The 23,118-nt window shown below is 39.2% G+C and carries 22 protein-coding genes, 1 other RNA gene and 1 pseudogene; 12 read left to right on the top strand and 12 right to left on the bottom strand.

The window, feature by feature from the left end:
- Positions 1 to 131 precede the first annotated feature (131 nt).
- Positions 132 to 437 carry an MGMT family protein gene (locus CTN07_RS01650; RefSeq protein WP_036764209.1) on the bottom strand — a complete coding sequence of 102 codons (306 nt, stop codon included), beginning with the start codon at positions 435 to 437 and terminating at the stop codon, positions 132 to 134.
- A gap of 111 nt (positions 438 to 548) precedes the next feature.
- On the opposite strand from CTN07_RS01650, the gene CTN07_RS01645 reads away from it, so the two are divergent.
- The 3 genes and pseudogenes from CTN07_RS01645 to CTN07_RS01630 all read left to right on the top strand — a co-directional run bounded on the left by CTN07_RS01645 (position 549) and on the right by CTN07_RS01630 (position 2,763).
- On the top strand, positions 549 to 1,286 hold the full coding sequence (locus tag CTN07_RS01645) for a VP0952 family biofilm-associated protein (protein WP_005300312.1): 738 nt from the start codon (positions 549 to 551) through the stop codon (positions 1,284 to 1,286).
- Between the two features lie 138 nt (positions 1,287 to 1,424).
- An RNA gene (gene ffs / locus CTN07_RS01640) (signal recognition particle sRNA small type) lies at positions 1,425 to 1,521 on the top strand.
- A gap of 469 nt (positions 1,522 to 1,990) precedes the next feature.
- Positions 1,991 to 2,763, top strand: a pseudogene (locus CTN07_RS01630) (NERD domain-containing protein).
- 280 nt (positions 2,764 to 3,043) lie between these two features.
- On the opposite strand, the gene CTN07_RS01625 reads toward CTN07_RS01630, so the two are convergent.
- Positions 3,044 to 3,577 carry a hypothetical protein gene (locus CTN07_RS01625; protein WP_036764207.1) on the bottom strand — a complete coding sequence of 178 codons (534 nt, stop codon included), beginning with the start codon at positions 3,575 to 3,577 and terminating at the stop codon, positions 3,044 to 3,046.
- 599 nt (positions 3,578 to 4,176) lie between these two features.
- Complete coding sequence (locus tag CTN07_RS01620; protein ID WP_036764205.1) at positions 4,177 to 4,584, bottom strand: hypothetical protein; 408 nt, start codon at positions 4,582 to 4,584, stop codon at positions 4,177 to 4,179.
- Positions 4,585 to 4,797: 213 nt separating this feature from the next.
- On the opposite strand from CTN07_RS01620, the gene CTN07_RS01615 reads away from it, so the two are divergent.
- Positions 4,798 to 5,436 (top strand): AcfA family outer membrane beta-barrel protein, encoded by a 639-nt coding sequence (locus CTN07_RS01615; RefSeq protein WP_005300310.1) that lies wholly within the window; start codon positions 4,798 to 4,800, stop codon positions 5,434 to 5,436.
- A gap of 98 nt (positions 5,437 to 5,534) precedes the next feature.
- Here CTN07_RS01615 and CTN07_RS01610 read toward each other — a convergent pair whose 3' ends face one another.
- Positions 5,535 to 6,011 (bottom strand): hypothetical protein, encoded by a 477-nt coding sequence (locus CTN07_RS01610; protein WP_036764203.1) that lies wholly within the window; start codon positions 6,009 to 6,011, stop codon positions 5,535 to 5,537.
- 186 nt (positions 6,012 to 6,197) lie between these two features.
- Positions 6,198 to 7,610 (bottom strand): winged helix-turn-helix domain-containing protein, encoded by a 1,413-nt coding sequence (locus CTN07_RS01605; protein ID WP_005300308.1) that lies wholly within the window; start codon positions 7,608 to 7,610, stop codon positions 6,198 to 6,200.
- A gap of 299 nt (positions 7,611 to 7,909) precedes the next feature.
- On the opposite strand from CTN07_RS01605, the gene CTN07_RS01600 reads away from it, so the two are divergent.
- Positions 7,910 to 8,917 (top strand): HlyD family secretion protein, encoded by a 1,008-nt coding sequence (locus tag CTN07_RS01600; RefSeq protein ID WP_005300306.1) that lies wholly within the window; start codon positions 7,910 to 7,912, stop codon positions 8,915 to 8,917.
- Between the two features lie 11 nt (positions 8,918 to 8,928).
- Positions 8,929 to 10,464 carry an MFS transporter gene (locus tag CTN07_RS01595; RefSeq protein ID WP_005300304.1) on the top strand — a complete coding sequence of 512 codons (1,536 nt, stop codon included), beginning with the start codon at positions 8,929 to 8,931 and terminating at the stop codon, positions 10,462 to 10,464.
- Here CTN07_RS01595 and CTN07_RS01590 read toward each other — a convergent pair.
- Positions 10,461 to 11,066 (bottom strand): TetR/AcrR family transcriptional regulator, encoded by a 606-nt coding sequence (locus tag CTN07_RS01590; protein WP_005300303.1) that lies wholly within the window; start codon positions 11,064 to 11,066, stop codon positions 10,461 to 10,463. The genes CTN07_RS01595 and CTN07_RS01590 overlap by 4 nt on opposite strands.
- A 143-nt stretch (positions 11,067 to 11,209) precedes the next feature.
- Here CTN07_RS01590 and CTN07_RS01585 point away from each other — a divergent pair, with 143 nt between their 5' ends.
- Positions 11,210 to 11,485 (top strand): nitrogenase-stabilizing/protective protein NifW, encoded by a 276-nt coding sequence (locus CTN07_RS01585; RefSeq protein WP_036765109.1) that lies wholly within the window; start codon positions 11,210 to 11,212, stop codon positions 11,483 to 11,485.
- A 20-nt stretch (positions 11,486 to 11,505) separates the two neighbouring features.
- Here the strand turns inward: CTN07_RS01585 and CTN07_RS01580 are convergent, their stop codons facing one another.
- Both CTN07_RS01580 and CTN07_RS01575 read right to left on the bottom strand, forming a co-directional pair.
- Positions 11,506 to 12,534, bottom strand: coding sequence for a HoxN/HupN/NixA family nickel/cobalt transporter (locus CTN07_RS01580; RefSeq protein ID WP_005300301.1), 1,029 nt, complete (start codon positions 12,532 to 12,534; stop codon positions 11,506 to 11,508).
- Positions 12,535 to 12,721: 187 nt separating this feature from the next.
- Complete coding sequence (locus CTN07_RS01575; protein ID WP_005300300.1) at positions 12,722 to 13,759, bottom strand: FUSC family protein; 1,038 nt, start codon at positions 13,757 to 13,759, stop codon at positions 12,722 to 12,724.
- Positions 13,760 to 14,168: 409 nt separating this feature from the next.
- Here CTN07_RS01575 and nfsB point away from each other — a divergent pair, with 409 nt between their 5' ends.
- Complete coding sequence (nfsB, locus tag CTN07_RS01570; RefSeq protein ID WP_005300298.1) at positions 14,169 to 14,822, top strand: oxygen-insensitive NAD(P)H nitroreductase; 654 nt, start codon at positions 14,169 to 14,171, stop codon at positions 14,820 to 14,822.
- Between the two features lie 75 nt (positions 14,823 to 14,897).
- On the opposite strand, the gene CTN07_RS01565 is transcribed toward nfsB, so the two are convergent.
- Positions 14,898 to 15,836, bottom strand: coding sequence for a LysR family transcriptional regulator (locus CTN07_RS01565; protein ID WP_005300296.1), 939 nt, complete (start codon positions 15,834 to 15,836; stop codon positions 14,898 to 14,900).
- Between the two features lie 201 nt (positions 15,837 to 16,037).
- On the opposite strand from CTN07_RS01565, the gene CTN07_RS22725 reads away from it, so the two are divergent.
- Positions 16,038 to 16,193 carry a hypothetical protein gene (locus CTN07_RS22725; RefSeq protein ID WP_153274597.1) on the top strand — a complete coding sequence of 52 codons (156 nt, stop codon included), beginning with the start codon at positions 16,038 to 16,040 and terminating at the stop codon, positions 16,191 to 16,193.
- Positions 16,194 to 16,304: 111 nt separating this feature from the next.
- Here the strand turns inward: CTN07_RS22725 and CTN07_RS01560 are convergent, their stop codons facing one another.
- Positions 16,305 to 16,871, bottom strand: a complete 567-nt coding sequence (locus CTN07_RS01560; protein ID WP_005300294.1) for a beta/gamma crystallin-related protein — start codon at positions 16,869 to 16,871, stop codon at positions 16,305 to 16,307.
- Positions 16,872 to 17,035: 164 nt separating this feature from the next.
- The gene (locus tag CTN07_RS23205) at positions 17,036 to 17,158 is read right to left on the bottom strand and encodes a hypothetical protein (protein WP_255199328.1); all 123 of its coding nucleotides are present in this window, start codon (positions 17,156 to 17,158) and stop codon (positions 17,036 to 17,038) included.
- Between the two features lie 519 nt (positions 17,159 to 17,677).
- Here CTN07_RS23205 and CTN07_RS01555 point away from each other — a divergent pair.
- Complete coding sequence (locus CTN07_RS01555) at positions 17,678 to 18,721, top strand: HlyD family secretion protein (RefSeq protein ID WP_005300292.1); 1,044 nt, start codon at positions 17,678 to 17,680, stop codon at positions 18,719 to 18,721.
- Between the two features lie 2 nt (positions 18,722 to 18,723).
- Positions 18,724 to 20,262, top strand: a complete 1,539-nt coding sequence (locus tag CTN07_RS01550) for a DHA2 family efflux MFS transporter permease subunit (RefSeq protein WP_005300290.1) — start codon at positions 18,724 to 18,726, stop codon at positions 20,260 to 20,262.
- Positions 20,263 to 20,358: 96 nt separating this feature from the next.
- On the opposite strand, the gene CTN07_RS01545 is transcribed toward CTN07_RS01550, so the two are convergent.
- On the bottom strand, positions 20,359 to 21,171 hold the full coding sequence (locus tag CTN07_RS01545; RefSeq protein WP_005300288.1) for a 5'-methylthioadenosine/S-adenosylhomocysteine nucleosidase: 813 nt from the start codon (positions 21,169 to 21,171) through the stop codon (positions 20,359 to 20,361).
- Positions 21,172 to 21,528: 357 nt separating this feature from the next.
- On the opposite strand from CTN07_RS01545, the gene dtpA reads away from it, so the two are divergent.
- Entirely contained in the window at positions 21,529 to 23,010 is a 1,482-nt protein-coding gene (gene dtpA, locus CTN07_RS01540; protein WP_005300286.1) for a dipeptide/tripeptide permease DtpA, read from the top strand.
- Positions 23,011 to 23,118 lie beyond the last annotated feature (108 nt).

Here is a 23,118-nt window from a genome sequence, read left to right as displayed (position 1 = left end):
TTTGGAAATAGCGAGCTATTACACTGCATTGTTTGTCTTGAACTTGAATCAGTGACAACGCTCTGAATCCTGCATCTTGAAGTCACTTGGGTATATAGGGCATTGAACTTAGGTTTGATGCCTTTTTTGATCTACTCACCATTCCATCGATAATTTTTGAGTCGAATTCGCCCCGTTACTGACACCTCAATACCTTCCTGTTCTAAGTGACGTTTTTGACGCTCTAGGTTCTCGCCTTTAAGCGATATTTGTCCTTGTGAATTAATCACTCTATGCCACGGTATTGTTGAGCCTTCAGGTAAATTTGCTAGCAGTTTTCCTACCTGTCTGGCATAACCTGGATAGCCAGCAAAACGTGCAATATCACCATAGGTTGAAATCTTACCTTTGGGAATGTGATATACTTGACTATAGATTTGCGCAGAAAAATCATCCATATTTATAAATACTGAGTAAAAAATGCAAAATCGTTAATGTGATCAATATTAACGTGTAACAGTTACTGAGTATTGTTTTCTTTCTGTCAGAATAACGCAAGGAGGTGCAACATGTTGTATGCCGCGTTACTTATGATTGCCAGTGTCGCCTTAACCATCGTTGGGGTGACTGCGCTTGGACATGGACAAGGAGAGATCCCTGCTCTTGCGCTTGCTATTCCTGCATTGTGGATTTTGCCGCAGGGTAAAACAGCAGCTTGGTTACTTCTTAGTGGCTTGGCGCTGTTTGGCTATGCGTTACCCGATCAGCCGTTGGCGCTGTCAATCAGCTTATTTATGATTCTCCCCATTCTCGCGGTCTCTTTCTCATCAAAAAGTCCGTGGCAGCTTGGTGCTATGTTAATTGCGGTTGTGATTGCGATGCTGTTTGGCTTAATGGCGTTGCAAACCGAAAGTAAGTTATCGGGTTCGATGGGGGCAACTTGCATGCAGTTAATGGGTGTTTTGATGATCTGGTATGCGGCAAGAAGCTGGCGACCTGTCACGGGGAACACCTGGTGGGCGCTGGTATTGGTGGTTCCTCTATTAATGGGAGGAATGGCTCCTGCAGCTTTAGTGGCGCTGTGTGTAACGGGTCTTATTGCTGCAATGCAAGAGATGGAAAAGCACAAAGTGGGTGAGTGGATTCCGAAGATGGCGTGGGTGTTACCTGCGATTGGCTTTGCGACCTTGGTTTTAGCACCACAGTTTGAAGTGCCAAGTCCAATTTTGGTTTCGTGGTTGCTTATCTTAGGTGGCGGCTTGCTGGGTGAGTTCTTACTTGAAGAAAATGAAGAGGAAGAAGTATAAACCCACATCAGATAAACTCTATTTGATTGAATTATAAACACTTAAACTTTTAAGGTAGGGGAGTGCTTGCAATGTCCTCTACCTTAGTACATAATCCATCTCGTTCTCGCAAGAGACACAAATAATCTATGGAGGCTCCATTGGTCCTCCCGCAACACTAGTTTGTGAACCTGGTCAGGTCCGGAAGGAAGCAGCCACAGCAAATGACGTGTGTGCCGGGATGTGGCTGGTGGGGCCTCCGCCCGTTCTAGGGTAAAAAAAGTTGTTATAACCCGCCTAGATGAACCCCATCCTGTTTTGAAACTTCTAAAGAAACGTTCCATTCGTACGTTATCCCAATGATTTTTAGCCCTAACAGAACAATTTTTGGGTGTAACTCATTTTTTTCTCTTTGCTTATGAGCCTGATGTATATCGAAGTTCAGGGTATTCAGAGTTAATTTGTCCTATTCATTACTACGATATACAGCAGAAACATTGGAACGAGTTTGTTTATCGTGGAGGCATGGTTAAGATTTACAATGTTGGTCACGCTCTAGGCAATCAAGTCATTGAGTTTTATGGGTGTGTGTATTGATTGCAGTGAAAAAATTCACATAATAAGGCGTTCAATAGGGAATCATTCCGCGTGACGTTTTGGTATACGGGGCATCGGTATTGCGTTGCTCACCCTTTAGTCGGGCATTAGCTGAATAGGGAAAATCTGTGAATATTTTTGAAGTTTTTATTAATGTTCTTGAGCAAGTTTGGTATCTGTTACCTTTATTGCTCATTGTTAGTGTTTTCAAAAGTAGGTGGCTAAAAGGTATATTCGGTGAATATCTCGTAAACCGTCTTTTGTCTAAATTACCAGAGTCTGATTACACACTAATAAAAGACGTAACCTTACCAACTAGCGATGGTACAACTCAAGTTGATCATATTGTGGTTTCTAAATATGGCATCTTTGTCGTTGAAACTAAGAATATGAAAGGTTGGATATTTGGTTCAGCTCGCCAGAAGCTGTGGACACAAAAGATTTATCGTCATTCCTCTAAATTTCAAAATCCGCTACATCAGAATTACAAGCCATCAAAGCGCTGGAAACCTTGCTAGGTTGCAATGTCGATTACTTACATTCAGTTATTGTTTTTATCGGCGACAGTACCTTTAAAACCGAAATGCCGCCAAACGTTACCTATGCTCGAGGAAGTATTCGATACATTCAGCAATTTAACAAGGTTGTGTTCTCTGATAAGGATTATGCTCGGTTAACTGACTCTATAAACCAGATAAAGTTAAAGCGCGGAGTTATTACGGATTTAAAGCATCGTAATTATGTCAAAGAAATTGTCGCATCTAAAGTTAGCTCAAATCAGTGTCCCCGTTGCGGCTCTGAAATGGTGTTGCGTGAAACTAAGCGTGGTGAAAATATAGGTAAACAGTTTTGGGGGTGTTCAACATTTCCTAAGTGTAGGGCGGTGAAACAACTCAACTAATAAACTGTTATTGAGGGATATCTAAAATAGAAAATGCCTGAATTTAGAACAGTAAATTCTATATACAAGTGAGCTAGCTTAGTTGCTAACTCACTTTTGGACAAAAATCATTTAGAGTATTATCCACATTTTTAATAATAGTTATTAGGAAAAGTCATGGAGATACTTCAGCATTGTTATCCAACTAACTATCAATATTTACTTATATAAGGTACCTTGGGCTTGTCTAACACTTCGGATAGGTGTCGTTGCGCGACACATATCCTTATTTGTTATATCGTTATTTAAAATAGACCGTAGCAATAACACCAAAGAAACCTAAAACCACAATAACAAAGAGTAGTATTAATGCTTTCATCATGCTGTCAACTTTCTCTTTTATTGCTTTTACATCAGAGTTCTCTTCGTTTTTAATTCCTACTGGACTATCCGTAGAACTATTTGTTGCAACGTTCGCTAATACACTACCTCCAGCCCCAGTAAAAGATGCAGCGACAATTGCCATAAAAACACTATAAGAAAGTCTTAAATTATCAGGAATAAACAATAGTGGTTTTATATCTTCACCAATATTTGAGAGGCCAATTGCAAAACCCAATACCCCAACAAAACCAGACCCTATTAAAATCAACCCAAAACCCTTGGATAGTTGATCTGTTTTATAACTAACAGACCACAAAAAGAGTGCCAAATAGCTTGCAACAAATAAGATTAAAGAAATTGAAGTAAATCCTACTCTCCCTAGAACAAGTGCGATAAAGTAGATCGCAACACCCACATGAAAAAACAATTTACTATCAGTTGATTTATTCACTTTTTATACTCTAATTTAAATTTTGTAGACGATATAACAGTATATTAATAAGCATTCTTACTTTTATGAAAAAATATACTTATTAAATACCGATCATCGTTACATATTATGAATCTAATAGCAATTTATTACACCTAAGGATTTGAAAGAGGATGTGAAAAGTAAAAAATGTATTTAATCAGTCTTATTAAATACAAACTGGAATGTGTAATTGCTTAATTATCAATTGGATATATCTTAACCTCTTTTTTTAACAATAGATATTCCTTATTAAAAACGGAACTAAAACGATAAAATCTCCATGTTTCATTATAACTGTTCATATATACAGACAACAAAACTAATCCCAAATTACGTTAATAAGATATGAATGATTATTTGTTCTAAGAAGCTTTGGGGCCAATATGATTTTGCTCAATATTGGATAAAAGTTTGTTAGACTACTTTAGATTGGTAGGTTAATAAGTAGGGGAATGTTCGATTTATTTTCAGCATTAACCTATATGTTACTTCTAATACTGACTAAGGTGTTTTAGGCTTATCCGATACTTCGGGTAAGTGCCGACTGCGCGGCACATATCCTTATTTATTATGTGTAATTAATTTGATACTCTAGTCCAGCCGATTACTTCTTTGTTCGTTAATTCACTTATCGCGCCGTTCCAATTTTTATATTGACCACCCTCAGTTTGGAACTGACCAAAGCATTGCGTAGTTCCATTCTCGGTCTGCAATCGTGATTGATGTATCGAAACAATTTTACCTTTTTCTTTTCCTGCTTGATCGATCCAGTATTGGAAACTTGATGCATTTTCTGTGCAACTCGGTCCGTAATGTGCGTATTGCTGATAAACAGACTTGCCAGCAAAGAAAGAAGCAAGTAATACACCGATAATAATTATTTTTATTACTATAGTCAGAGCTGTATTTGTTTGGTCAAGTGTGCTCTTTTTTGTTGTCGATTTTGAATCATTAACTTCACTTTTTTGTACTTTTGTATCTTCCATTATTATTCCTAGCTATTGATATAAAAAGGTATTTTATTAAAGTACGATTCAATATAATGTGAGTGGTGACTCATATAAAACAAGAACAGTTCTATGTTGGAGTTTTGTTGGAAAATCACTAATTTTACATCTCACTTTCACGAACACTTCACATCTCATCCTTTATTCTTCGCCATAAATCACTAAACAGATATAAAAAGAATAAGGATTTCCATGAAAAAGCACCTTCTAGCCGCTCTGCTATGCACATCATCATCTGCAATGGCTGCACCTTATGTTGGACTGGATTTAGGTCTATCAACTTTCAGTCATGACTACCAAACTCACTTTAGCGCCGATAATAAGACAGTTTCACCAAATGATTCAGGCATGGTTCTAAATGGTTATGTTGGCTACCGTTGGGACGAATTTGGTCTTGAACTAGGTTACCGCCATTTTGATGAGCTAGATGGTTCATCAAGTCAATTTATGGGTAATGTTGATGGTTTTCGTCACGAGCGCGAATGGGATGCGGATTTAAAAGTCAGCCAAATCACTTTAAAACCTGTTTATTTTTATACGTTGACCGATCGAGTAGAACTAAAGACTGGCCTTGGTCTAACTTATACACAATATGATTACCGTTCTGGTTCAAGTGACGAATACGAACTGATCACCAATGATGATATCGAGCATAACGTAAATCGTGCTGGTGGCGAAAATAAGAAAAACAATGAGTTTGGTGTTATTGCAAGTGTCGGTGTGGATTACCGTATTTGGCAGCAGTTACATATTGGTGCGGGAGTTGATTACTACGCCGATAGCCAAGCCAATGCAGCAACCTTTATGCTAACCAGTCGTTATCAGTTCTAGTTTTTAGCCATAACTTAAATCGGTTGAATTACCAGTAACACCTAAACAATAAATTGTTAGATGAAAAGCCCCATTTGTTTGGGGCTTTTGACGTAATGTTATTTACCGTGCTCGTTACGTAGGTACATGATGGCAACCATGCTAAAGCCAATAAATTGCCATAGATACTGCCCATCACTTGCGCCCGTAATAGTTTGGGTAAAAGCCATACAACTGGTTACAAACAGAGATGAAAAAGCGGCATAGAGTAGCCATGGTCGCTCTTTTCCAACCATAAACTCACCTGCCAGCACCGAGCGAATTACTAATAAAAATGGTAAGCATTGTAAGATAATGAGAATCGGAAACATAAAATCGAATGTTGGGCTTAACAAAGCATGACCGACTTGGCTTTTATCCCAAGTTCCAACTATATAGCCCTTCCAACCAGCCCAAGTATCGCCTGTATATGCGGTCTCTGGCGTAATCATGCCAAGCAATACGCCCATTACTTTATCGATAAAGCCATTTTTGAACCAAAAAACGAATAAAAAAATCTGGATTGGAATGATCTGAAAAGCAAACTTCTTCAACATGTGTGTATCCCAAAAAATGAATAATTTGGTTTACAAGTATGTGGAAGGCACTTTTCTAACGTTTGATGCAAGACAAGGGAGTCAGACTCTAAACAAAAATCAAACATCCCGTTAGCGTGTCAGCATTAGAAATACCGACTTAACAATAGGCGGGAACAGCAATCCTTTATTTCAGTTTGTTTGAGACTATTTGGGTGTTTGGAATAGGTTTGTTTTTTGTGAAGATTCAATAAGATCAAATAGTTGTCCCTTAGATTCTTTTTTCATCTCAGTATAACGTTGGTAATTATATTGCGAGCCTTTTGGGTTATCTGCCAGTTTGTCAGCTACGCTGAGTAAGTAAAAACTGATTGGGCTTGGTGTGCTTTCTGCTGCGTAAAATAAATATGGGAAAGCTTGATTCGGATGCTGATTGATCAATAAAGCAAGCCCCAAAGTGAGGTTGGCAATATCACAACGTGGGTTCAGTTCGAACGCCTGCTTAGCTAAGTGAAGTGCTTGTTTTCGATCTGCTTGTTTATGTTCATGTAAGTAAGTTAAAGATTCAGAGTAAGACAATAAAGCGCTGACCAAATAGTTGTCTCGCCCTTGTTGTTGAATCGTATTTAGCTGCTGAGCAATATCTGAAAAAGCGGGACCACCTTTACCTTGATAGAAAAGAGAAATCCCTTCAGAGATTACTTTCCAATCATCATAGTTACTAATGGAAGTTACACGATGGCTTGTCACTTCATAATTGGAACTCATAGGTGCAATGATGGCTTTGATTTCTAAAATTACATCGCCAATAGCATCGAAGAAAGTATCTTGGTTAAATGTCTGTTCTATTTTTTGGTTCTGGCTTGGTTGATGATTATTTTGTACTAAAACACTAAGTACATAATTACCATCTGTTTTCTTAATCCAACTTTTGAGCTCAATTCCGTGGTTAGCAATTGACTGTTTACTTTGATTAGACAATTGAGAATAGTGATAACCAGATAGGCTTTTAGCTGAATTTAGTCCATAGAAGAGATAGTTATACACGCTTTCCGCCATTTCAAAGTCACTGGTGGAGTCGAGCGTAATATCATGAATATAAACTGGAATCATGTCACTCTGATGCGTCGCTATCACTGTTGTATCATCAGAAGTGTCAACATTTTGTATTGCCCAAGCGCCAATTAGTCCAACCGTCAGGACTGCCGTCATAGCGACAATCAAACTCTTGTTTTTGGACTTTGCTGCAAAAGTTGTAGGAAATACGGCCTCTTCAATGACAGATGAGTGCTCTTTAGTTACTTCAATATCAAACAGGTACCCTTGTTTGGGAATGGTTTGAATGATGCGATATGGACGCGATTTATCTTGAAGTTGGCTGCGCAATAAGCTGATAACTTGTCTTACTAAGTTGTCGGAAACTTGCGTTCTTTGCCAGACGTTGGTTGCGATTTGTTGGGCACTCAGTACCTTTCCTCGGTTCTCGATAAAATAACTGAGCAGTCGCGCTTGCAATGGCTCTAAATGAATCGCCTCACCATCAATCATCAACTGATTTTTCTCAGGGTAGAAAGAAATAGGGGTGTCATGTTGTAAGACAAAGCAATGCGAATGAGTCATAACGATTCAATGAGTTAGAAGTAACCAGACAAGACTATTGGTTTTATAAGTCGGAAGCAAGTTAAGCAGCAGTAAATAAAATGCAGTAGCGGAGATATTGTATTTACTCATTTCATCAATATCTTTCTTCTTTATCGCAACAGTATAAACACTCAGAAGATCAATTTCTTATCATCTTTATTTTGCTCTAAACCCACAACTTTCATGCCTATAGCTAATCCTCTTACATGAAAAAACTCTTTACTCAAACTGTACCGTACAGTACGATTTGTGGCGTATTGATATAGGTGTTTTAAACTATGAAAAAGAAAGTCATTGTTTTTATTGGTATTATTTTAGCAACGGTTGCAGGTTATCGTTATATAGAGTCTCAGAACGAAGAATCGACCGATAACGCGTATGTGCATGCCGATGTTACCGCTATTTCGCCTGAAGTTGGCGGTCAGGTAATGGCCATTCATGTGAAAGATAACCAATGGGTAAAGCAAGGCACACCATTGTTTTCAATTGATAATGCCGACTATGAAGCTAATTATCAGATATCTCAGGCAGCTGTCGAGGTAGCTCAAGCGGCACTAAAAAATAATCAAACACGTATTGATATGCAGAAGGTGAAAATTGAGCAAGCAAAACAAAATATTGCCAGTGCCGATGCCAATGCAAACCATCAAAATGCAGAGCTGAAACGTTTTGCTCGCTTGCTAAAGCCTAAAATGATAAGCGAGAACCATTATGAAGCGCAGCGTTCTACAACCATTGATGCGAACGCAAAATTAAAATCAGCTCAATTATTACTGACCTCTGAACAGAAATTATTAGAAACGTTACATACTGAAAAACAACAGTTAATTGCGCAGGTACAACAAGTTCAAGCCAAACTAAAACTGAATGCTATCTCATTACAACGCACTGTAATTAAAGCGCCGTTTGATGGTTATATTGCCAGTCGTCAGGTACAGGTGGGTAAATACGTGCAACCGGGGATGGGGGTTATTGTGATGGTGCCAAGAAAAGTTTGGGTTGAGGCGAATTTTAAAGAAACTCAGCTTAAAGAGATCTCGGTGGGTCAAATCGTTGATGTGGTATTAGATGGATATCCCGATACGGTATTAACAGGAAAAGTAGACTCTATTACTCCCGCGACAGGCGCTCAATTTAGCTTGTTACCGGCACAAAATGCGACGGGAAATTTTGTGAAAGTGGTACAGCGAGTTCCCGTTCGCATTGATATTACGATCCCTAAAGCATTAGAGCACAAAGTCTACCCAGGCTTATCAGCTGAAGTGACTGTAGTAACTCAGTCGTAGGAGCCAAGCTTATGTTTCGTTATGTTGGCTTGATCATCTGCATTGTTTTTACGTTTGTTCCGTTTGGCTTAAATTCTGAGATGTTTTCTGATGCAGCCAGCGAAATGGCAGTCTCTATTGGAGCGTCGGCTGATGAGTTGAGCGTCATAAAAATTATATTTATGGCAGCTCAAATAGCGGGATTAGTTTTAACTCCACGCTTAGTTCGAATGAAAGGTGTAACAGTTTCATTAACCGCCGCGGTGTGTTGCGCATTATTGGTCAATATTGGACTTTATGTTTCACATACCATCATTATGAGTTCGATGTTATGGGCCATTAATGGTTTTGTTCTCAGTGTTATTTTAATTTCGGTTAATTTATTGATTCTCGATACTTGTCCTCGAAAACAATTGCCAATTTTTATTGCAGGCGCTTTGGTTTTTACTACCTTATTGCCGATGGGGATGTACTCTTGGCTGATGGCGGAAATACTTGAACATTTCTCATGGCAGATGTTTATTGTGTTTCAGATCTGGAGTTATGCTATTGCGCTAATTTGGCTTGTGGTTTACCCACCGAGCAATCGTATTTTTGTTGCCGAGCCTAAGTCTAATCACTTTATCTATTTGCTGAGCCTTAGTTTTTTTAGCCTAGTCACTTATTTGCTGATGAGAGGCAGTTATTATAATTGGCTCGATAACCCAATATATTTAGACTTGGTTATTTTATCGGGAGTATTAGCGCTAGCGATTATTTTATTCATCATGCAGCGAAAACAAAAGACGATAACGCAGCAAGTACTGAGTAAACTCAATACCAATGTTTACATGTATAACGCATTTTTAGCTGGATTTGCGGTGATGTCGAGCAATGTATTATGTGATAGTTTCTTAGAAAAGGCCTTACATTATAATGCATTAGTAACAGGCGAAACAAAACTGCCTGCCGTTATTACTATGTTATTAGGAATGGCCGTAAGCGTCTGGGTCAGCAATCATAAACCCGCTTTAAGTGATAAAATTGTACCGATTGGCGTTTTACTTATTTTAATCTCCAGTATCAAGTTAAGTTTTATGCCGAGTTATGTTTGTCCTGAACAATTGACTATTCCGCTATTATTACGTGGTTTTGGGATTGGCTTATTGAATGTCTCAGTTTCTATTGCAGTGTTAATGTATTTTACCCGCGAAGAACAATTAGAAGGGGTCAGTTGTTTTTATCTATTTAGAACGGTGGGCGGATTGATAGGTGGCGCTTTTTTCAGCCATTTTATTCACATCGAAAGTGCGCAAGCGATCAATCAGGTAAATAGTAATGTAACCGCGTTTAGTAATACGGTAACGCATTATCAGGCAACATTAAATAATACCTTCTTAATAAATGGTCATTTACCGTCTCAAGCAATGGGGGCAAATTACATGAGTGGAGTGGTTCAGCAACAGGTCATGACCCTAACATTAAACAATTCATTAATTATGTTCGTGATTGCTATTTGTATCTTGGCCCCAATCTTAATTGTGGGTAAGAAAATGGCGGCCAAGCAAAAAGAAGCAGCAGAACATTAAACTTTTTTATACAAAGATATAAACGCGGCGACTGCTTGAGTAATAGTGATTTTTAATTCGTTATCATCAGGCAGTTCGTGCCCCAACATGGCTGTGGTTTGATAATCTAATTTTATCAGTGCCAGCAGCTGAGCACAGGCAAGTTGTGGATTGGTGATCGATAATTGTTGTTGTACTGCATCAGATTGTAAGTATTCAATCAGATAACCATGAATTCTTTGTGGACCACGCTGCCAAAAGCTTTCGGTGACCGATTGGTTTTTGTGAAAATCGGCAGCCACAATTCGAAATAGACTAAGCAGTGGGTCTGCGCATAATCCTTTAATATATTTTAAGCCAAATCCTTCTAATGCCTCAGCAACGTTTAAATGTTGGCTGTCGGATAATTTGAATGCTTCTTCAAGACTTACACTAGTGTGATAAGCCATTACTTCGGTTAATAACCCTTCTTTATTGCCAAAATAGCGGTATAAAGTTTGTTTAGAGCCACCACATACAGCAACGATTTGATCAAGAGAGGTATCTTTATATCCATGTTCAATAAAGAGCTCTGTTGCGACCTCTATTATTCTTTTCTTTTTTTCTACGGTTGATGCACGCATATCGTTCTACCTAAATCGATTAATCATCATACTGTTCAGTACAGTATCATTATCACAGTAAAAAAGGGAGATAGAGAGTTTGAATTATCCCTTTTTTACGTTAAGGTGAAACCCGTTTTTACTCGGTATTGACTGTGATTGTGATGAGCCAAACAGATATTCAGCAAAAAATTGCGAGTTTTACTTCTATCGAACAAGCTCTGGAATATTTTGAGATTGAATTTGATAGTCGCTTTATTGATGAATATCGAATTCCACTGATGAAACGCTTCAATGGTTACCTGCTTATTCAAAAGCCCGATGACTGGTTTTCAGCAAGACGCGCTCTAAAAAATGCCTATTGTAAGATTCAACGAGGCCGACTCGATCCCTATACTCGTTCTGCTTGTCGAGGATGTACATCGTGTCAGCGCCGTTAATCTGTTGTGTTGTTTAAGAACTACTCAGCCAGCGGTGCATCCAGTTTGTCGTAACCTTTAATTTTATAGTTGGCGATGGATATCAACCAGCAAGCGATAAAAGTAATGACAACCGCAATACCTACCATACCAAAATGATCCGTCATATTGTTGATGCTATCCCAGATAGGGCCTTGCAGTTGTAGTGAAGAGGCAAGGGCGCTAAGTGCTTCTAGACCACCAATCATTAAGGCTACAATCACCGAAACACCCGTAATCGTCATATTGTAATAGAGTTTTCGTGAGGGTTTTGAAAATGCCCAGCCGTAAGCGCCAACCATTACCAAATTATCTAAGGTATCAATCAACGACATTCCAGCGGTAAAGAGTATTGGGAAAATCATAATGAGCCAGATATCCATACCTTGCGAAGCATTAGTTGCAGATAGGGCAAGTAAGGTAATTTCTGTTGCGGTATCAAAACCTAAACCAAAAAGAAAACCGACAAAATACATGTGCCAGCTTTTATTAATAAATTTAAACGAAAAATGAAACAGTTTATTTAAGGGTCCTGATAGTTGAATATCTAATTCTGTTTTATCAATCTGTTGGTTCTTTTTATAAAGATTAAATTTCTTATAAACCGAAATAAAAATGGTAAGGTTGATATAAGCCATTATTAATAAAAACAGAATCGAGACACTGGTGCCTATGGTGCCGCCAATATTACTGATATAGGGGATTTTATCTTTAAAAGTACCCACGGTAACAGCAATCGCGGTTGCGGCTAACATAACAATAGTGGAATGGCCTAGAGAGAAAAAGGTACCAATGGCAATCGGCTCTTTTCCTTGCTCCATCATTTTACGGGTTGTGGTGTCAATGGCGGCAATATGGTCGGCATCAACCGCATGGCGTAATCCAAGCGACCATGCAAGCAAAGACATTCCCAACATGCCAGGACGCTGATAAAAGGCGAAAATTGCTGTAATCCAAACCACAACATTGACCACAATCAGACTTGAGATGAGCCAAATAGCGTGTTTTTGGGTGGTGTGACTAATTTTCATCAGAAGATCCTAGTAAGGAAAGAGCAAGATTCGCCTAAATCGTAATAAATATACCCAAATAATTTCAGTATGTGAGGTTCTGCAATAATCACTGGGGTATATGACAATGCGGCAGTAATAACCAGTTTATTATATGGAATATAGAATTGTTCGTAATGAGCTTTTATTTAAAACATAAGTTACCGTTTTATTTACTCAATTTCGATTCGGCCTCAATATATTCTGTCACCATTACTAATTTACGAGCCAATTCTCGGTTAAGCCATAAATAGCTATAGAAACTGATATCGGTTCTCGGTTCTTTACTGCCTGCAATGGTTGGAAAGAGTGCCAATATCTCTAAATCCTTTTGCTGTAAAACATAAGGCAGTACAGCTTCGCTACTAATGTGTTCTGCTAAGGTCTCAATACAGCTTGAAAGTTGCTCTTTAGCTTCAAATAAACCGTCTAATTCTTGGATCTTACGATGACCATATTGGTGACTCCAGGGGGTCTGCGTAATGTTTTCCAGCAAACTAAACATGCGTTCATAACATTGGATCAGTTTTTTGGTGCAATTACCTTGATTGGGTGTTTCATGTTTAATGCTACCTTCTAGGCCTGAGAGTTGCTTTAAGGTGGCATTTAGAGGTGCAAGATTGATTGGTTCGTGTTCTTCTTGCTGGTGGGCCAGTTGGTTGTGTTGGCTATAAACAAGATGAAAGTGCTCAAGGTAGTCACCACTAAGTATTTTAAAATGATAACTGGCTCTGGCTGGAAATAAGAATTTACTGGCTAAGATGGCAAGTAATCCACCCCATAACACATTGACAGTACGCCACAGTGCAATAGTGAGATCGCCAGGACCATTACCTGCGACAAGCACTAAAGTCACAGAGGCTAAAATAGCGCCATAAGAGTACTTTCCTAAGGTAAAAAAGAGCGTAACCGCGAGCATAGAAAGTAATAGCGTGTAGTGCAGGATTTTGTCAGTTTCTGGTAGTAAATAGAGCGATAAACCTAACAGAGCGCCTAGAAATGTGCCCGAAATTCGTTGGCTCGCTTTATGTGAAATTGCCCCTGAATAGTTTGCAGCCATTACCACAATGATGGTGATAGGAGCCCATGCGATGTAAGGGATATGAAAAAACATTGCGATGGTGTATGCAATAACGCACGAAATAAGAATGCGTAACATATTAAACAGTCGAATATTTTTTATTATGGTTTTATTGAGATTCTTCATTTTATTCACTTTATAAGAATATCTATAAGATTTTGATTTTATTTTAAATTTTTATCTCATCCATCTTAACTAAAAAGGCATATATACCCAAGAGGCTTAATTTGTTGAAGCGACTGAGGTATCTGTTTATAGGGTAGCTGACATTGTGCTAATGACGAATGGAAACAGAAAAGAGAGGACAATAGTGAGCGATTTTCAAAAAAAAATTGAAAAAGATTTAAATGAATGCCGCTTTTATTTAAACAATGAGCCATGTATTGTGAGCCCCATCGCATGAACATATACCCAAGTGTTTTTATTACAATATAAGTTTGAGGGCGTTTCTTCCAAGTAACCACGCATCTTGAAGTCGCTTAGGAGCTTGAAGTCACTTAGGTATAGATATAAATAATAAATATTGGAGACAGCCATGAGTATTGTTTCAGCTGCAGAAGCTCGTTATTCAACTAAAGCATTCGATGCATCACGCAAACTAACAGACAAACAAGTTGCTGACCTTAAAGAGTTGGTACGAGTAAGCGCATCAAGTGTTAACTCTCAACCTTGGCACTTCATTTTAGCGAGTACCGATGAAGGTAAAGCTAAAATTGCAAAATCAATGCAAGGCCCGTACGTATTTAACGAGCGCAAAGCATTAGATGCATCACATGTATTGGTTTTTTGTGCCAAAACAGACATAGATGAGCAATACCTACTAGAGCTATTAGAGTCGGAAGATAAAGCGGGCCGTTTTGCTAATGAAGAAGCAAAGCAAGGTATGCACACAGGTCGCTCTTTCTTTGTAAATATGCACCTAGAACAGCTTCATGATGTACAAGCTTGGATGGAAAAACAGGTTTATCTAAACGTTGGTACTCTATTACTTGGTGCTGCTGCGATGGATATTGATGCTGTGCCAATTGAAGGTTTTGATGCCGACGTACTTGATGCTGAATTTGGCTTAAAAGAGAAAGGCTTCAAGAGCTTAGTTGTTGTTCCTCTTGGTTTCCATAGCGAAGAAGATTTTAACGCGAAACTACCAAAATCTCGTTGGGAAGAAACGCGCGTTTTCACTGAGTGCTAATCACCCTTATCGCTTATTTATAGGATGTAGATAGGCTTAATACCCAAGTTTTTCTGATTGCTTGGGTATTGTAAATTAATCAGTAACTTGTTCATTGCCTAATGCTGTCAGTACTCTTTTTCGTTGCTGGCAGCATTTTTCTTTAATGAATTCTTGAAACTTGCGGATGGTTGGATTTAATAATCTGCGGTCGGCGCAAACCATATAAAGTGGTGCTGAAAACCCACGCCATTGAGGGAATATAGGCACTAAGCGTCCAGCGATAATATCTTCACTCAAATCCATCAACGATGTATGTATGATCCCTTTTCCTTTTAAGGCTAAGCGGTGAATCATATCGCTATCATTACCTGTCATATTTCCCGATACATGCACAATCTCACTACGATTGTCACAGCTAAATTGCCACTTGTTATATAGCGTATCGGCAACCATAAAGCACAAACAGTTATGCGCTAATAGATCCATAGGTTCTGTAATGGTTGGATTCGCAGCGATGTATTCTGGTGTGGCGCAAGTGATCCCTTCGTTTAACTGACAAAGGGAAATCGCCACCAAATTTGAGTCAGCGGGTTGGCCATAACGAATCGCTATATCAACGGGTTGGCTATAAATATCAGCCACTTTATCCGATAGCTCTAGTTTAATAGTGATATCGGGGTAGATTTCTTGAAATTCTGCGATCCAAGTGAGCAATAGATTGCGACCAAAATCCGATGGGGCCGTGATATGTAACTTTCCTGAAAAGGCATTTCTGTCATTGGCAATCTGATCTAAACCATCTTGTAAAATATTGACAGCCATCGATGCTTTATCACAGAAAATCTCCCCTTCGTTGGTTAGACGTAAATGACGTGTTGAGCGAATAAAAAGAGGAAAGCCAACCTGCTCTTCAAGTCTTTTTATTGCGGCACTAACCGCTGCTGGGGTAATCCCCATGCTATTAGCGACTTTAGAAAAGCTGCCCATACGGCTGGCTTCAATAAATACTTGTAGATCGTTTAAGGCTTTCATTACCGGTCCATCTTTGTTTGGTTAATGCCTTGGAGAGGGTACTTCATAAAAAGCGGCTGAGGCTACTGTTATTCTGTCATCGGAGAGTAAAAGTTGTGACAATGTTAAAGAAATTGAGTGCATAATACGCAATCGTACCTTGCATAAATACTGAACTTGAGGGTATAACTAGTTGGAAGGATAAAAAAGAAGGAAAGTTATATGGACGAAAAATCTGGCTCGGTATTGCCAATGACATTTTCAGTAGCAGACAAAGAATTTGACGCCAATTTTGATCAAGTGTGTATGAACCTTGATCGTATGGTATGGCTAACCATCGGAGGCGGGCTACTGCTCCTACTTTCCAGCTTCTTCTAATTAGCCCAAGTCATTAAAGATAAACATTGGATGTGATCCGTTAAATGACTTGGGTCGAAAAAACAGGCAGCGAGGCATAAAGTCTCGCTGTTGTTTTTGAGAAAGATTGTATTAACGCTGCATAATTTGAATCGAACTGATTTTATTCATAAAGCCATCTGCATTGTATTTCCCCGCAGTTCGGGTGTAATAGTCACCAGAAAAGTTCTTATCTTCATAAAATCGAACCGTCCAGCCCACTGGAATTTCAAACGATTCTAATGTGTTATCAAATTGCACATTACTAAGATCAGCAATATTGTCGGTAACGGTTACTGTTCGGCCTGCTTGATTACGCATATTGTAAATGATCAATTCACCACTATTGCCGCTTGTTAGGTCACCACTCCATAGTTGAGATTGATGACAACGAGCTTTGCTCTCTTCACAAAAAATACTGTTACTGCCTTGATCTCGTTGACAAGCCAAACTGACATTGCGTCGAGCTTGCGCTTCGGTAATACCCGCCTCGGCAAAGATCTTAGTAAATGGGTTTAATACACAAACCGATACAGAGCGGCTAACTGAGCCGTTATTGGAACCGGAGACAATGATATTTTGATTAAAGTTAATTGCAGCAAAAGAGGATGATGAAAACAGAAATGCCGCTGCACTTAACCAAGAGAATATACGCTTCATAATAACCTATTTGAATTGTGTTTTATTGGCGGTAAGTTAAAGCTGAAACGTCATTTCGACAACATAATTAATGTCGATAAATGTATGGAATTGTCAGAGTAGGCGAGTTGATGAAGAGAATCAGAGGATAGGGAACGTCCTTGTTACGAACCCAGAGTGAGAAGCTAAGCGTCTTGTTTCGGTTTGCTTTGGGACATGGCAAAAGCAAGTCGAGATTTCAATTCAGCTTGTTTCTGCTCTGTAGTTTTACGGGCAAATACGACTGATTTAAGTTTTTGTAAGATCATAATGACCTCCAATAAAGTGTGAGCTATGTATTAAAGTTAATGATATGCACTGTGTTTTATTGCGGTGGCTAAAGTATATTCATTTATGAATGTCCATCTGGACAGACCAGTTTATTTTTTTAGGTGGTAAAATGGCGTTGTGAGGATGGGTTCGCAAATATTATTTCGCAAATTTTTGGCTGTTTACGTCACATATAGAGTAATAACTCATCTACATAGTTCTAGTTAGCACAAAATAGCAGAAAAATTTTATTGGTAAAAAATATAGAACAGTCTGTATCAGTATTTTGATTAAACAAAAAATAGTTAAGTGTTTCAATAAATTAAAAAATAGGATTCGAAAAATAGCGATTTAGCAAAATTGCCAATAGGTATATCCTTAACTAAGATACTACTAAAAATGTGAAATAGATCTCTCTTCATAATATTTACAGACTTTGTTTTTTCTCTTTCATACGTTTTCCCCCTATCTTTTTGATTGAGCATTTACGACAGAGCATAACCGTTTAGGTCATTATAATGAATGAAACAAAATCCCACTTTGCTCGCAATTTGATTGTGACAGGACTTATCGCTGCAGGATTGGCTACTGCGGGTTATTTTTATGTGAAGCATCAAGAAGAATATCCAAGTACCGATGATGCTTATGTTCATGCCAATATTGTTTATGTGGCACCACAGGTGAGCGGTAAAGTCATTTCAAGCAATGTGACCGATTATCAAACGGTAAGTAAAGGCGATTTGTTAGTTCAAATTGATCCAGCGCCTTATCAAGCCCAATTGGATGAAGCAAAAGCTGCTTATGAGTTGGCAACCCAAAATAACGCCGCAACTGACGATGCAATTTTAGCGGCGAGTGCGAATGTGAAAACCGCGATGGCTCAGCTAAATGATGCACAAAGTACTTATCGTCGAATTAAAGATTTGGTGAATAAGAAACTGTATCCGCAACAAGAATTGGATGATGCCAAAGCGAAGCTATCAACAGCGGAAAACAATGTTGAAGCGGCTCGTGCCAATATGTCCCAGCTGATTAAATCACAAGGCGCAAAAGGTAAAGATGCCCCTGAAGTGAAAAAAGCGGCAGCAGCACTAAGCCAGGCGAGTTTATCTCTGTCTTATACCAATATTTTTGCTGACCACGACGGTAAGTTAGGTAAAGTCAGTGTTCACCCTGGCAGTGTGGTTGCTCCAGGTCAAGCGCTTATGCCATTAGTTGAAGCCAATACTTATTGGGTGCAAGCTAACTTTAAAGAAGATCAAGTAGGTCGCATGCATATTGGTATGCCTGCAACCATTGAACTGGACCTTTACCCCGATATTGATTTCCACGGTACGATAGCGGCGATTTCACCTGCAAGTGGTTCCTCTTTCTCTCTATTACCTCCTGAGAACGCAACTGGTAACTGGGTAAAAGTACCACAACGTTTCCCTGTTCTTATCGAACTGAATAATGAGCAAGAAAATAAAGCGCATCCTTTACGTGTTGGTGCAAGTGCCACAGTAACGGTTGATACTTTAGCGAAAACAGATGATGCTCAGGTAGCACAGCAAGGTAAGTAATCATGGCTGAGGTGGAAATACCAACAGGCTCATCGGCAGCAGATCAAATGTCTGAAAAAAGTCGCTCATTGGTGACCTTTGCAGTCATGCTATCGGCAATTATGGTGTTATTGGATATGACCATCGCCAACGTTGCCTTGCCGCATATGATGGGATCGCTTGGGGTAACCTCTGAGCAAATTACTTGGGTGCTGACCTCTTACTCAATGGCGGAAGCGATCTTTATTCCACTGGCGAGCTATTTAACGCTTAAGATAGGGGTAAGGAAATTACTTCTGGTCTCTATCAGTGGCTTTATTGTGACTTCTGCATTGTGTGGCCAAGCTGACTCTTTAGCGGAAATGGTTACTTTTCGTGTGATGCAGGGGGCATTTGGCGCATCGGTGATCCCGTTATCTCAATCGATTATGGTTCAGATCTACCCGCCTACACAACGGGGTAAAGCTATGGCTCTGTTCAGTGTTGGAGTATTGTTAGGCCCAATTTTAGGGCCAACACTGGGCGGTATCATCACTGAGAACATGGACTGGCGTTGGATCTTCTATGTTAACTTACCCGTGGGTCTATTCTGTTTAGCGCTGTTGTTCTTCTTCGTTAAAATTGATGGTCGAGGCAAGAGTCGGGTCGATTGGCCTATTGTTATTGCGATGGCCATTGGTATCGGTTTGCTTCAGATGGTATTAGACCGCGGTAACGAAGAGGGTTGGTTCGAGTCTAACTTGATCTTATTCTCAGCGATCATCAGTGCGATTGCGGTGATCTTTTTTGTTGTTCGCTCTTTTAAGACCAAAGGTGATATTGCACCGGTTTGGTTACTAAAAGACCGCAACTTAGCGATGTCATGTTTGGTTATGGCCGGGTTTGCTATGGGGATGTTTGGTATTACCCAGTTGCAGCCAATGATGCTTGAGCAATTGCTAAATTATCCCGTGGATACTACGGGCTTAGTGATGGCTCCGCGCGGATTGACCTCAGCGATTGTTTTGCTGATGATGGCGCGATATATGGACCGTCTTGATGCTCGGATGTTGATTGTGGTGGGATTATTATTGAATGCGTTAGGTACGTATTTAATGACGCAATACTCCATGAATATCGATCTGCATTGGATTTTATTGCCAAGTATTATTCAAGGTGCGGGCATGGGCTTAGTATTTTCACCACTTAGCCAGCTTGCGTATGCGACATTAGCGAAAGAGTACACAGTGGGTGGCGCTGTGGTGTATAACTTATGTCGTACAATTGGTGGTTCGTTTGGTATCTCGATTGTAAATACGTATTTTAGTCGTACTGAGCAGCGAGAATGGCATGCATTAGGCGGCGACTTAACGCTATCAAACCCAATCTTACAACAAGCCGCACAAGCACAAGGCCACAGTATTACAGATCCAAGTTTTATGGCCAATATTCAGGCTTTGTTACATCAGCAATCAACACTGCTGGCTTTTGTTTATACCTTTGGTTTTATTTTGGCCTCTTACTTATTATTGATTCCATTTATCTTCTTATTTAAGAAAAAACCAAAACCAGTCGATCATTAGAGAATAAAGCCAGTTCCTAATATTAGGATCTGGCTTTTTTTGAAACCATCATTTGGGGAGCAATTGATTTAGGATCTCCTAGGGGGAGGAGATAATCTATTGTTGCTTAATAAGAGTCTTGATATAGCCTAAAACAAACTCTTGGCAATCTACTGCTGTCTGAGGATCAAAGTCTTGCTTGTGTTGATCTGTATTAGACAAAATTCGGATACCAATAAACGGTATATTATAAGCTTGCGCAACTAGAGCAGCTGATGAGGTTTCCATTTCTTCTACCGAGGTGCCGTAAGTGTTATGGAACCAGTTAATTCTGTCTACTTCTCGGTTCCATTCATCGGCTGTACCAATAATACCTGTTACTACTTTTCCTTTGTTATAACTTTTTGCTTGCTGTTGTGCGACTGTCAGTAAATGGCTATCGGCTGCAAATTCGGTGTGCTCTACAGGCTTACCATTTTCACGAAGGCGCATCGTTACGGCAAAGTTTTGCCAGTTTTCAGGATGGATTCCCTGACCTTTTTCTTTAAAGCTTACTTGATAAGCACCCATATTGAAGCTGGTTTTTCCCAATACGATATCACCGCGGTATAGCTTTGGATCATGACCGCCTGATGTACCCTGGTTAATAATTAATTTTGGTTTGAATTGCTCTATGGCGAGTGTTGTTGCCGCTGCTGCATTGGCAATTCCTACCTCGGTACGGGAAACAACGACGGGATAGCCTGCAATGGTTCCTTGCCAAAATGTCCAAGAGCCCATAGTTGTTTCTTTCTTATTATCTAGCGCATTGATTAATGTGGTTGTTTCAATATCCATTGCGCCTTGAACCAAGATTGGCTGTGATTGAGCAAAGATTTGACAAGAAAAAAGAATAGCGATTAATGCTAAACCGCGTTTTAGTAACAACATAAAATTATCCATAATTCTGGGAAAGGTCAAAAACGCGGGTAATCTAACTAAAGCAAACGTTTGCGTCAATGTAATTTTTAATTTTCTATCTGTCTTGGTAATAACAAACGGATAAATAACACTTTTTATTTTTTCTAACTATTTTCTGCTATCAAGTCAGAGTAAGTTACTGTTTATTTAAATTAATACAGTGTTTTTTCATAAGTCGTATCTAATGTTGCATTTTTGTTCGATGCAATCGTTTTCCATTCAAAGTAGTTTGAAATCATAGGTCAGAAAATAACTCGACCATATATTTAAAAAATACACACAACATCTTAAAAAATTTATTAAAAAACAGCTTACAGGAAACACACTATGTCTGACTTGAATGTATTCAAGCAGCCGAAGCAGTTCTATTTGATCTTTTCAATAGAATTTTGGGAGCGCTTTGGCTTTTACGGTATGCAAGCAATCTTAACCGTTTATCTGGTTCAGATTTTGGGCATGTCCGAATCAAAATCTTTTGTTCTTTTTGGTGCTTTCTCGGCATTAGTTTACGGCTCAGTTGCAATTGGCGGTTGGGTTGGCGATAAAGTTATCGGTACGAAAAGAACCATCACACTTGGCGCGGTTGTTTTAACTGTAGGTTATGCATTGTTGGGCCTTTCAGCGATGGCTAATTTCGGTGGTGAAAGCTTAATTTATGTCGCGATGGGCTTTATCACTATGGGTAATGGCTTATTTAAAGCAAACCCATCGAGTTTATTAGCAAAAGTCTATGATGATGGGGATGCTCGTCTTGATGGTGCATTTACGATGTACTATATGGCGATTAACCTAGGTTCATTTTTCTCTATGCTACTAACGCCTTGGATTGCTGAGAAAATGGGCTACGACATTGCATTTGGTATCAGTGCTGTTGGTTTGGTTATCACAGTTATTAACTTCATGATGTGTAGCAAAATGGTGAAAGATGTTGGTTCAGAACCTGATCTTGCGCCAGTTAATAAAAAGCACTATTTAGGCGTTGTTATTAGTGCGATTGCGTTAAGTTTTGTTAGTGCTATTTTGCTACAACACCTTTTCTATGCTCACGCAATTTTGGTTGTGGTTGGTTGTTCTATTGTTTTCTTATACCTAAAAGAAGCCTTTTCTATCTCAGGTTTGGAACGAGCAAAGATGCTGGTGGCGTTTGTATTAATGCTGCAAGGTGTGGTGTTCTTTGTTCTTTATTTCCAGATGCCAACATCACTTAACTTTTTTGCTATCCATAATATTGAGCACAATATTTTTGGTATCTCCGTTCAGCCAGAGCAGTTTCAGGCTCTAAACCCATTTTGGATCATGATCGCAAGTCCTATTCTTGCCATGATGTATAACAATATGGGTGAGCGTTTTGCTATGCCTTATAAGTTTGCGATGGGTATGGTGCTGTGTAGTTTGTCATTCTTGGTACTGACTTTCGGTGCAAAATTTGCCAATGCACAAGGGATCATGAGCTCAAACTGGTTGATCATCTGTTACGGTTTCCAGTCTATTGGTGAGTTGTTAGTGTCTGGTCTTGGTTTGGCGATGGTAGCGCAATTAGTCCCTCAACGTATGATGGGCTTTGCTATGGGTATGTGGTTCCTAACTTCGGCAACGGCTGCGGTTGTAGCTGGCTGGGTAGCAACATTAACAACAGCACCTGCGGGTATTACTGACTCTCATCAAACACTGACTATCTATAGTGATGTGTTTGCTAAAATTGGTTATTCAACCGCTGCAATTGCTGTATTAACGCTATTAATTGCCCCTAAGTTAACTCGAATTATTCGTGGTGAAACTCAAGCGGCAACTGAGCAAGCAACTGCCTAAAAAATATCTACCTGTGAGATCTTAACGATCTAAATCTCTGGCAAGAAAGAAGCGCTATGTAGTGATTACGTAGCGCTTTTTTTCTGTTAAATGTTGTTATGAAATCTA

Origin of the sequence: Photobacterium damselae (genome assembly GCF_003026815.1) — a bacterium.
Lineage (GTDB): Bacteria > Pseudomonadota > Gammaproteobacteria > Enterobacterales > Vibrionaceae > Photobacterium > Photobacterium damselae.
The sequence above is the reverse complement of the archived record's forward strand: the minus strand, read 5'-3'. Positions and strand labels throughout refer to the sequence as shown.

Bases quoted from the DNA above. Each gene is read 5' to 3' on its own strand.
- CTN07_RS01545 (WP_005300288.1), bottom strand. From the start codon at position 21,171: ATGTTGTTACTAAAACGCGGTTTAGCATTAATCGCTATTCTTTTTTCT.
- CTN07_RS01650 (WP_036764209.1), bottom strand. From the start codon at position 437: ATGGATGATTTTTCTGCGCAAATCTATAGTCAAGTATATCACATTCCC.
- CTN07_RS01585 (WP_036765109.1), top strand. From the start codon at position 11,210: ATGAGCCAAACAGATATTCAGCAAAAAATTGCGAGTTTTACTTCTATC.
- CTN07_RS01575 (WP_005300300.1), bottom strand. From the start codon at position 13,759: ATGAAGAATCTCAATAAAACCATAATAAAAAATATTCGACTGTTTAAT.
- CTN07_RS01595 (WP_005300304.1), top strand. From the start codon at position 8,929: ATGTTTCGTTATGTTGGCTTGATCATCTGCATTGTTTTTACGTTTGTT.
- CTN07_RS01550 (WP_005300290.1), top strand. From the start codon at position 18,724: ATGGCTGAGGTGGAAATACCAACAGGCTCATCGGCAGCAGATCAAATG.
- CTN07_RS01555 (WP_005300292.1), top strand. From the start codon at position 17,678: ATGAATGAAACAAAATCCCACTTTGCTCGCAATTTGATTGTGACAGGA.
- CTN07_RS01605 (WP_005300308.1), bottom strand. From the start codon at position 7,610: ATGACTCATTCGCATTGCTTTGTCTTACAACATGACACCCCTATTTCT.
- CTN07_RS01600 (WP_005300306.1), top strand. From the start codon at position 7,910: ATGAAAAAGAAAGTCATTGTTTTTATTGGTATTATTTTAGCAACGGTT.
- CTN07_RS01565 (WP_005300296.1), bottom strand. From the start codon at position 15,836: ATGAAAGCCTTAAACGATCTACAAGTATTTATTGAAGCCAGCCGTATG.
- CTN07_RS01620 (WP_036764205.1), bottom strand. From the start codon at position 4,584: ATGGAAGATACAAAAGTACAAAAAAGTGAAGTTAATGATTCAAAATCG.
- CTN07_RS01645 (WP_005300312.1), top strand. From the start codon at position 549: ATGTTGTATGCCGCGTTACTTATGATTGCCAGTGTCGCCTTAACCATC.
- CTN07_RS01615 (WP_005300310.1), top strand. From the start codon at position 4,798: ATGAAAAAGCACCTTCTAGCCGCTCTGCTATGCACATCATCATCTGCA.
- CTN07_RS23205 (WP_255199328.1), bottom strand. From the start codon at position 17,158: ATGATCTTACAAAAACTTAAATCAGTCGTATTTGCCCGTAAAACTACA.
- CTN07_RS22725 (WP_153274597.1), top strand. From the start codon at position 16,038: ATGGACGAAAAATCTGGCTCGGTATTGCCAATGACATTTTCAGTAGCA.
- dtpA (WP_005300286.1), top strand. From the start codon at position 21,529: ATGTCTGACTTGAATGTATTCAAGCAGCCGAAGCAGTTCTATTTGATC.
- CTN07_RS01560 (WP_005300294.1), bottom strand. From the start codon at position 16,871: ATGAAGCGTATATTCTCTTGGTTAAGTGCAGCGGCATTTCTGTTTTCA.
- CTN07_RS01590 (WP_005300303.1), bottom strand. From the start codon at position 11,066: ATGCGTGCATCAACCGTAGAAAAAAAGAAAAGAATAATAGAGGTCGCA.
- CTN07_RS01580 (WP_005300301.1), bottom strand. From the start codon at position 12,534: ATGAAAATTAGTCACACCACCCAAAAACACGCTATTTGGCTCATCTCA.
- CTN07_RS01610 (WP_036764203.1), bottom strand. From the start codon at position 6,011: ATGTTGAAGAAGTTTGCTTTTCAGATCATTCCAATCCAGATTTTTTTA.
- nfsB (WP_005300298.1), top strand. From the start codon at position 14,169: ATGAGTATTGTTTCAGCTGCAGAAGCTCGTTATTCAACTAAAGCATTC.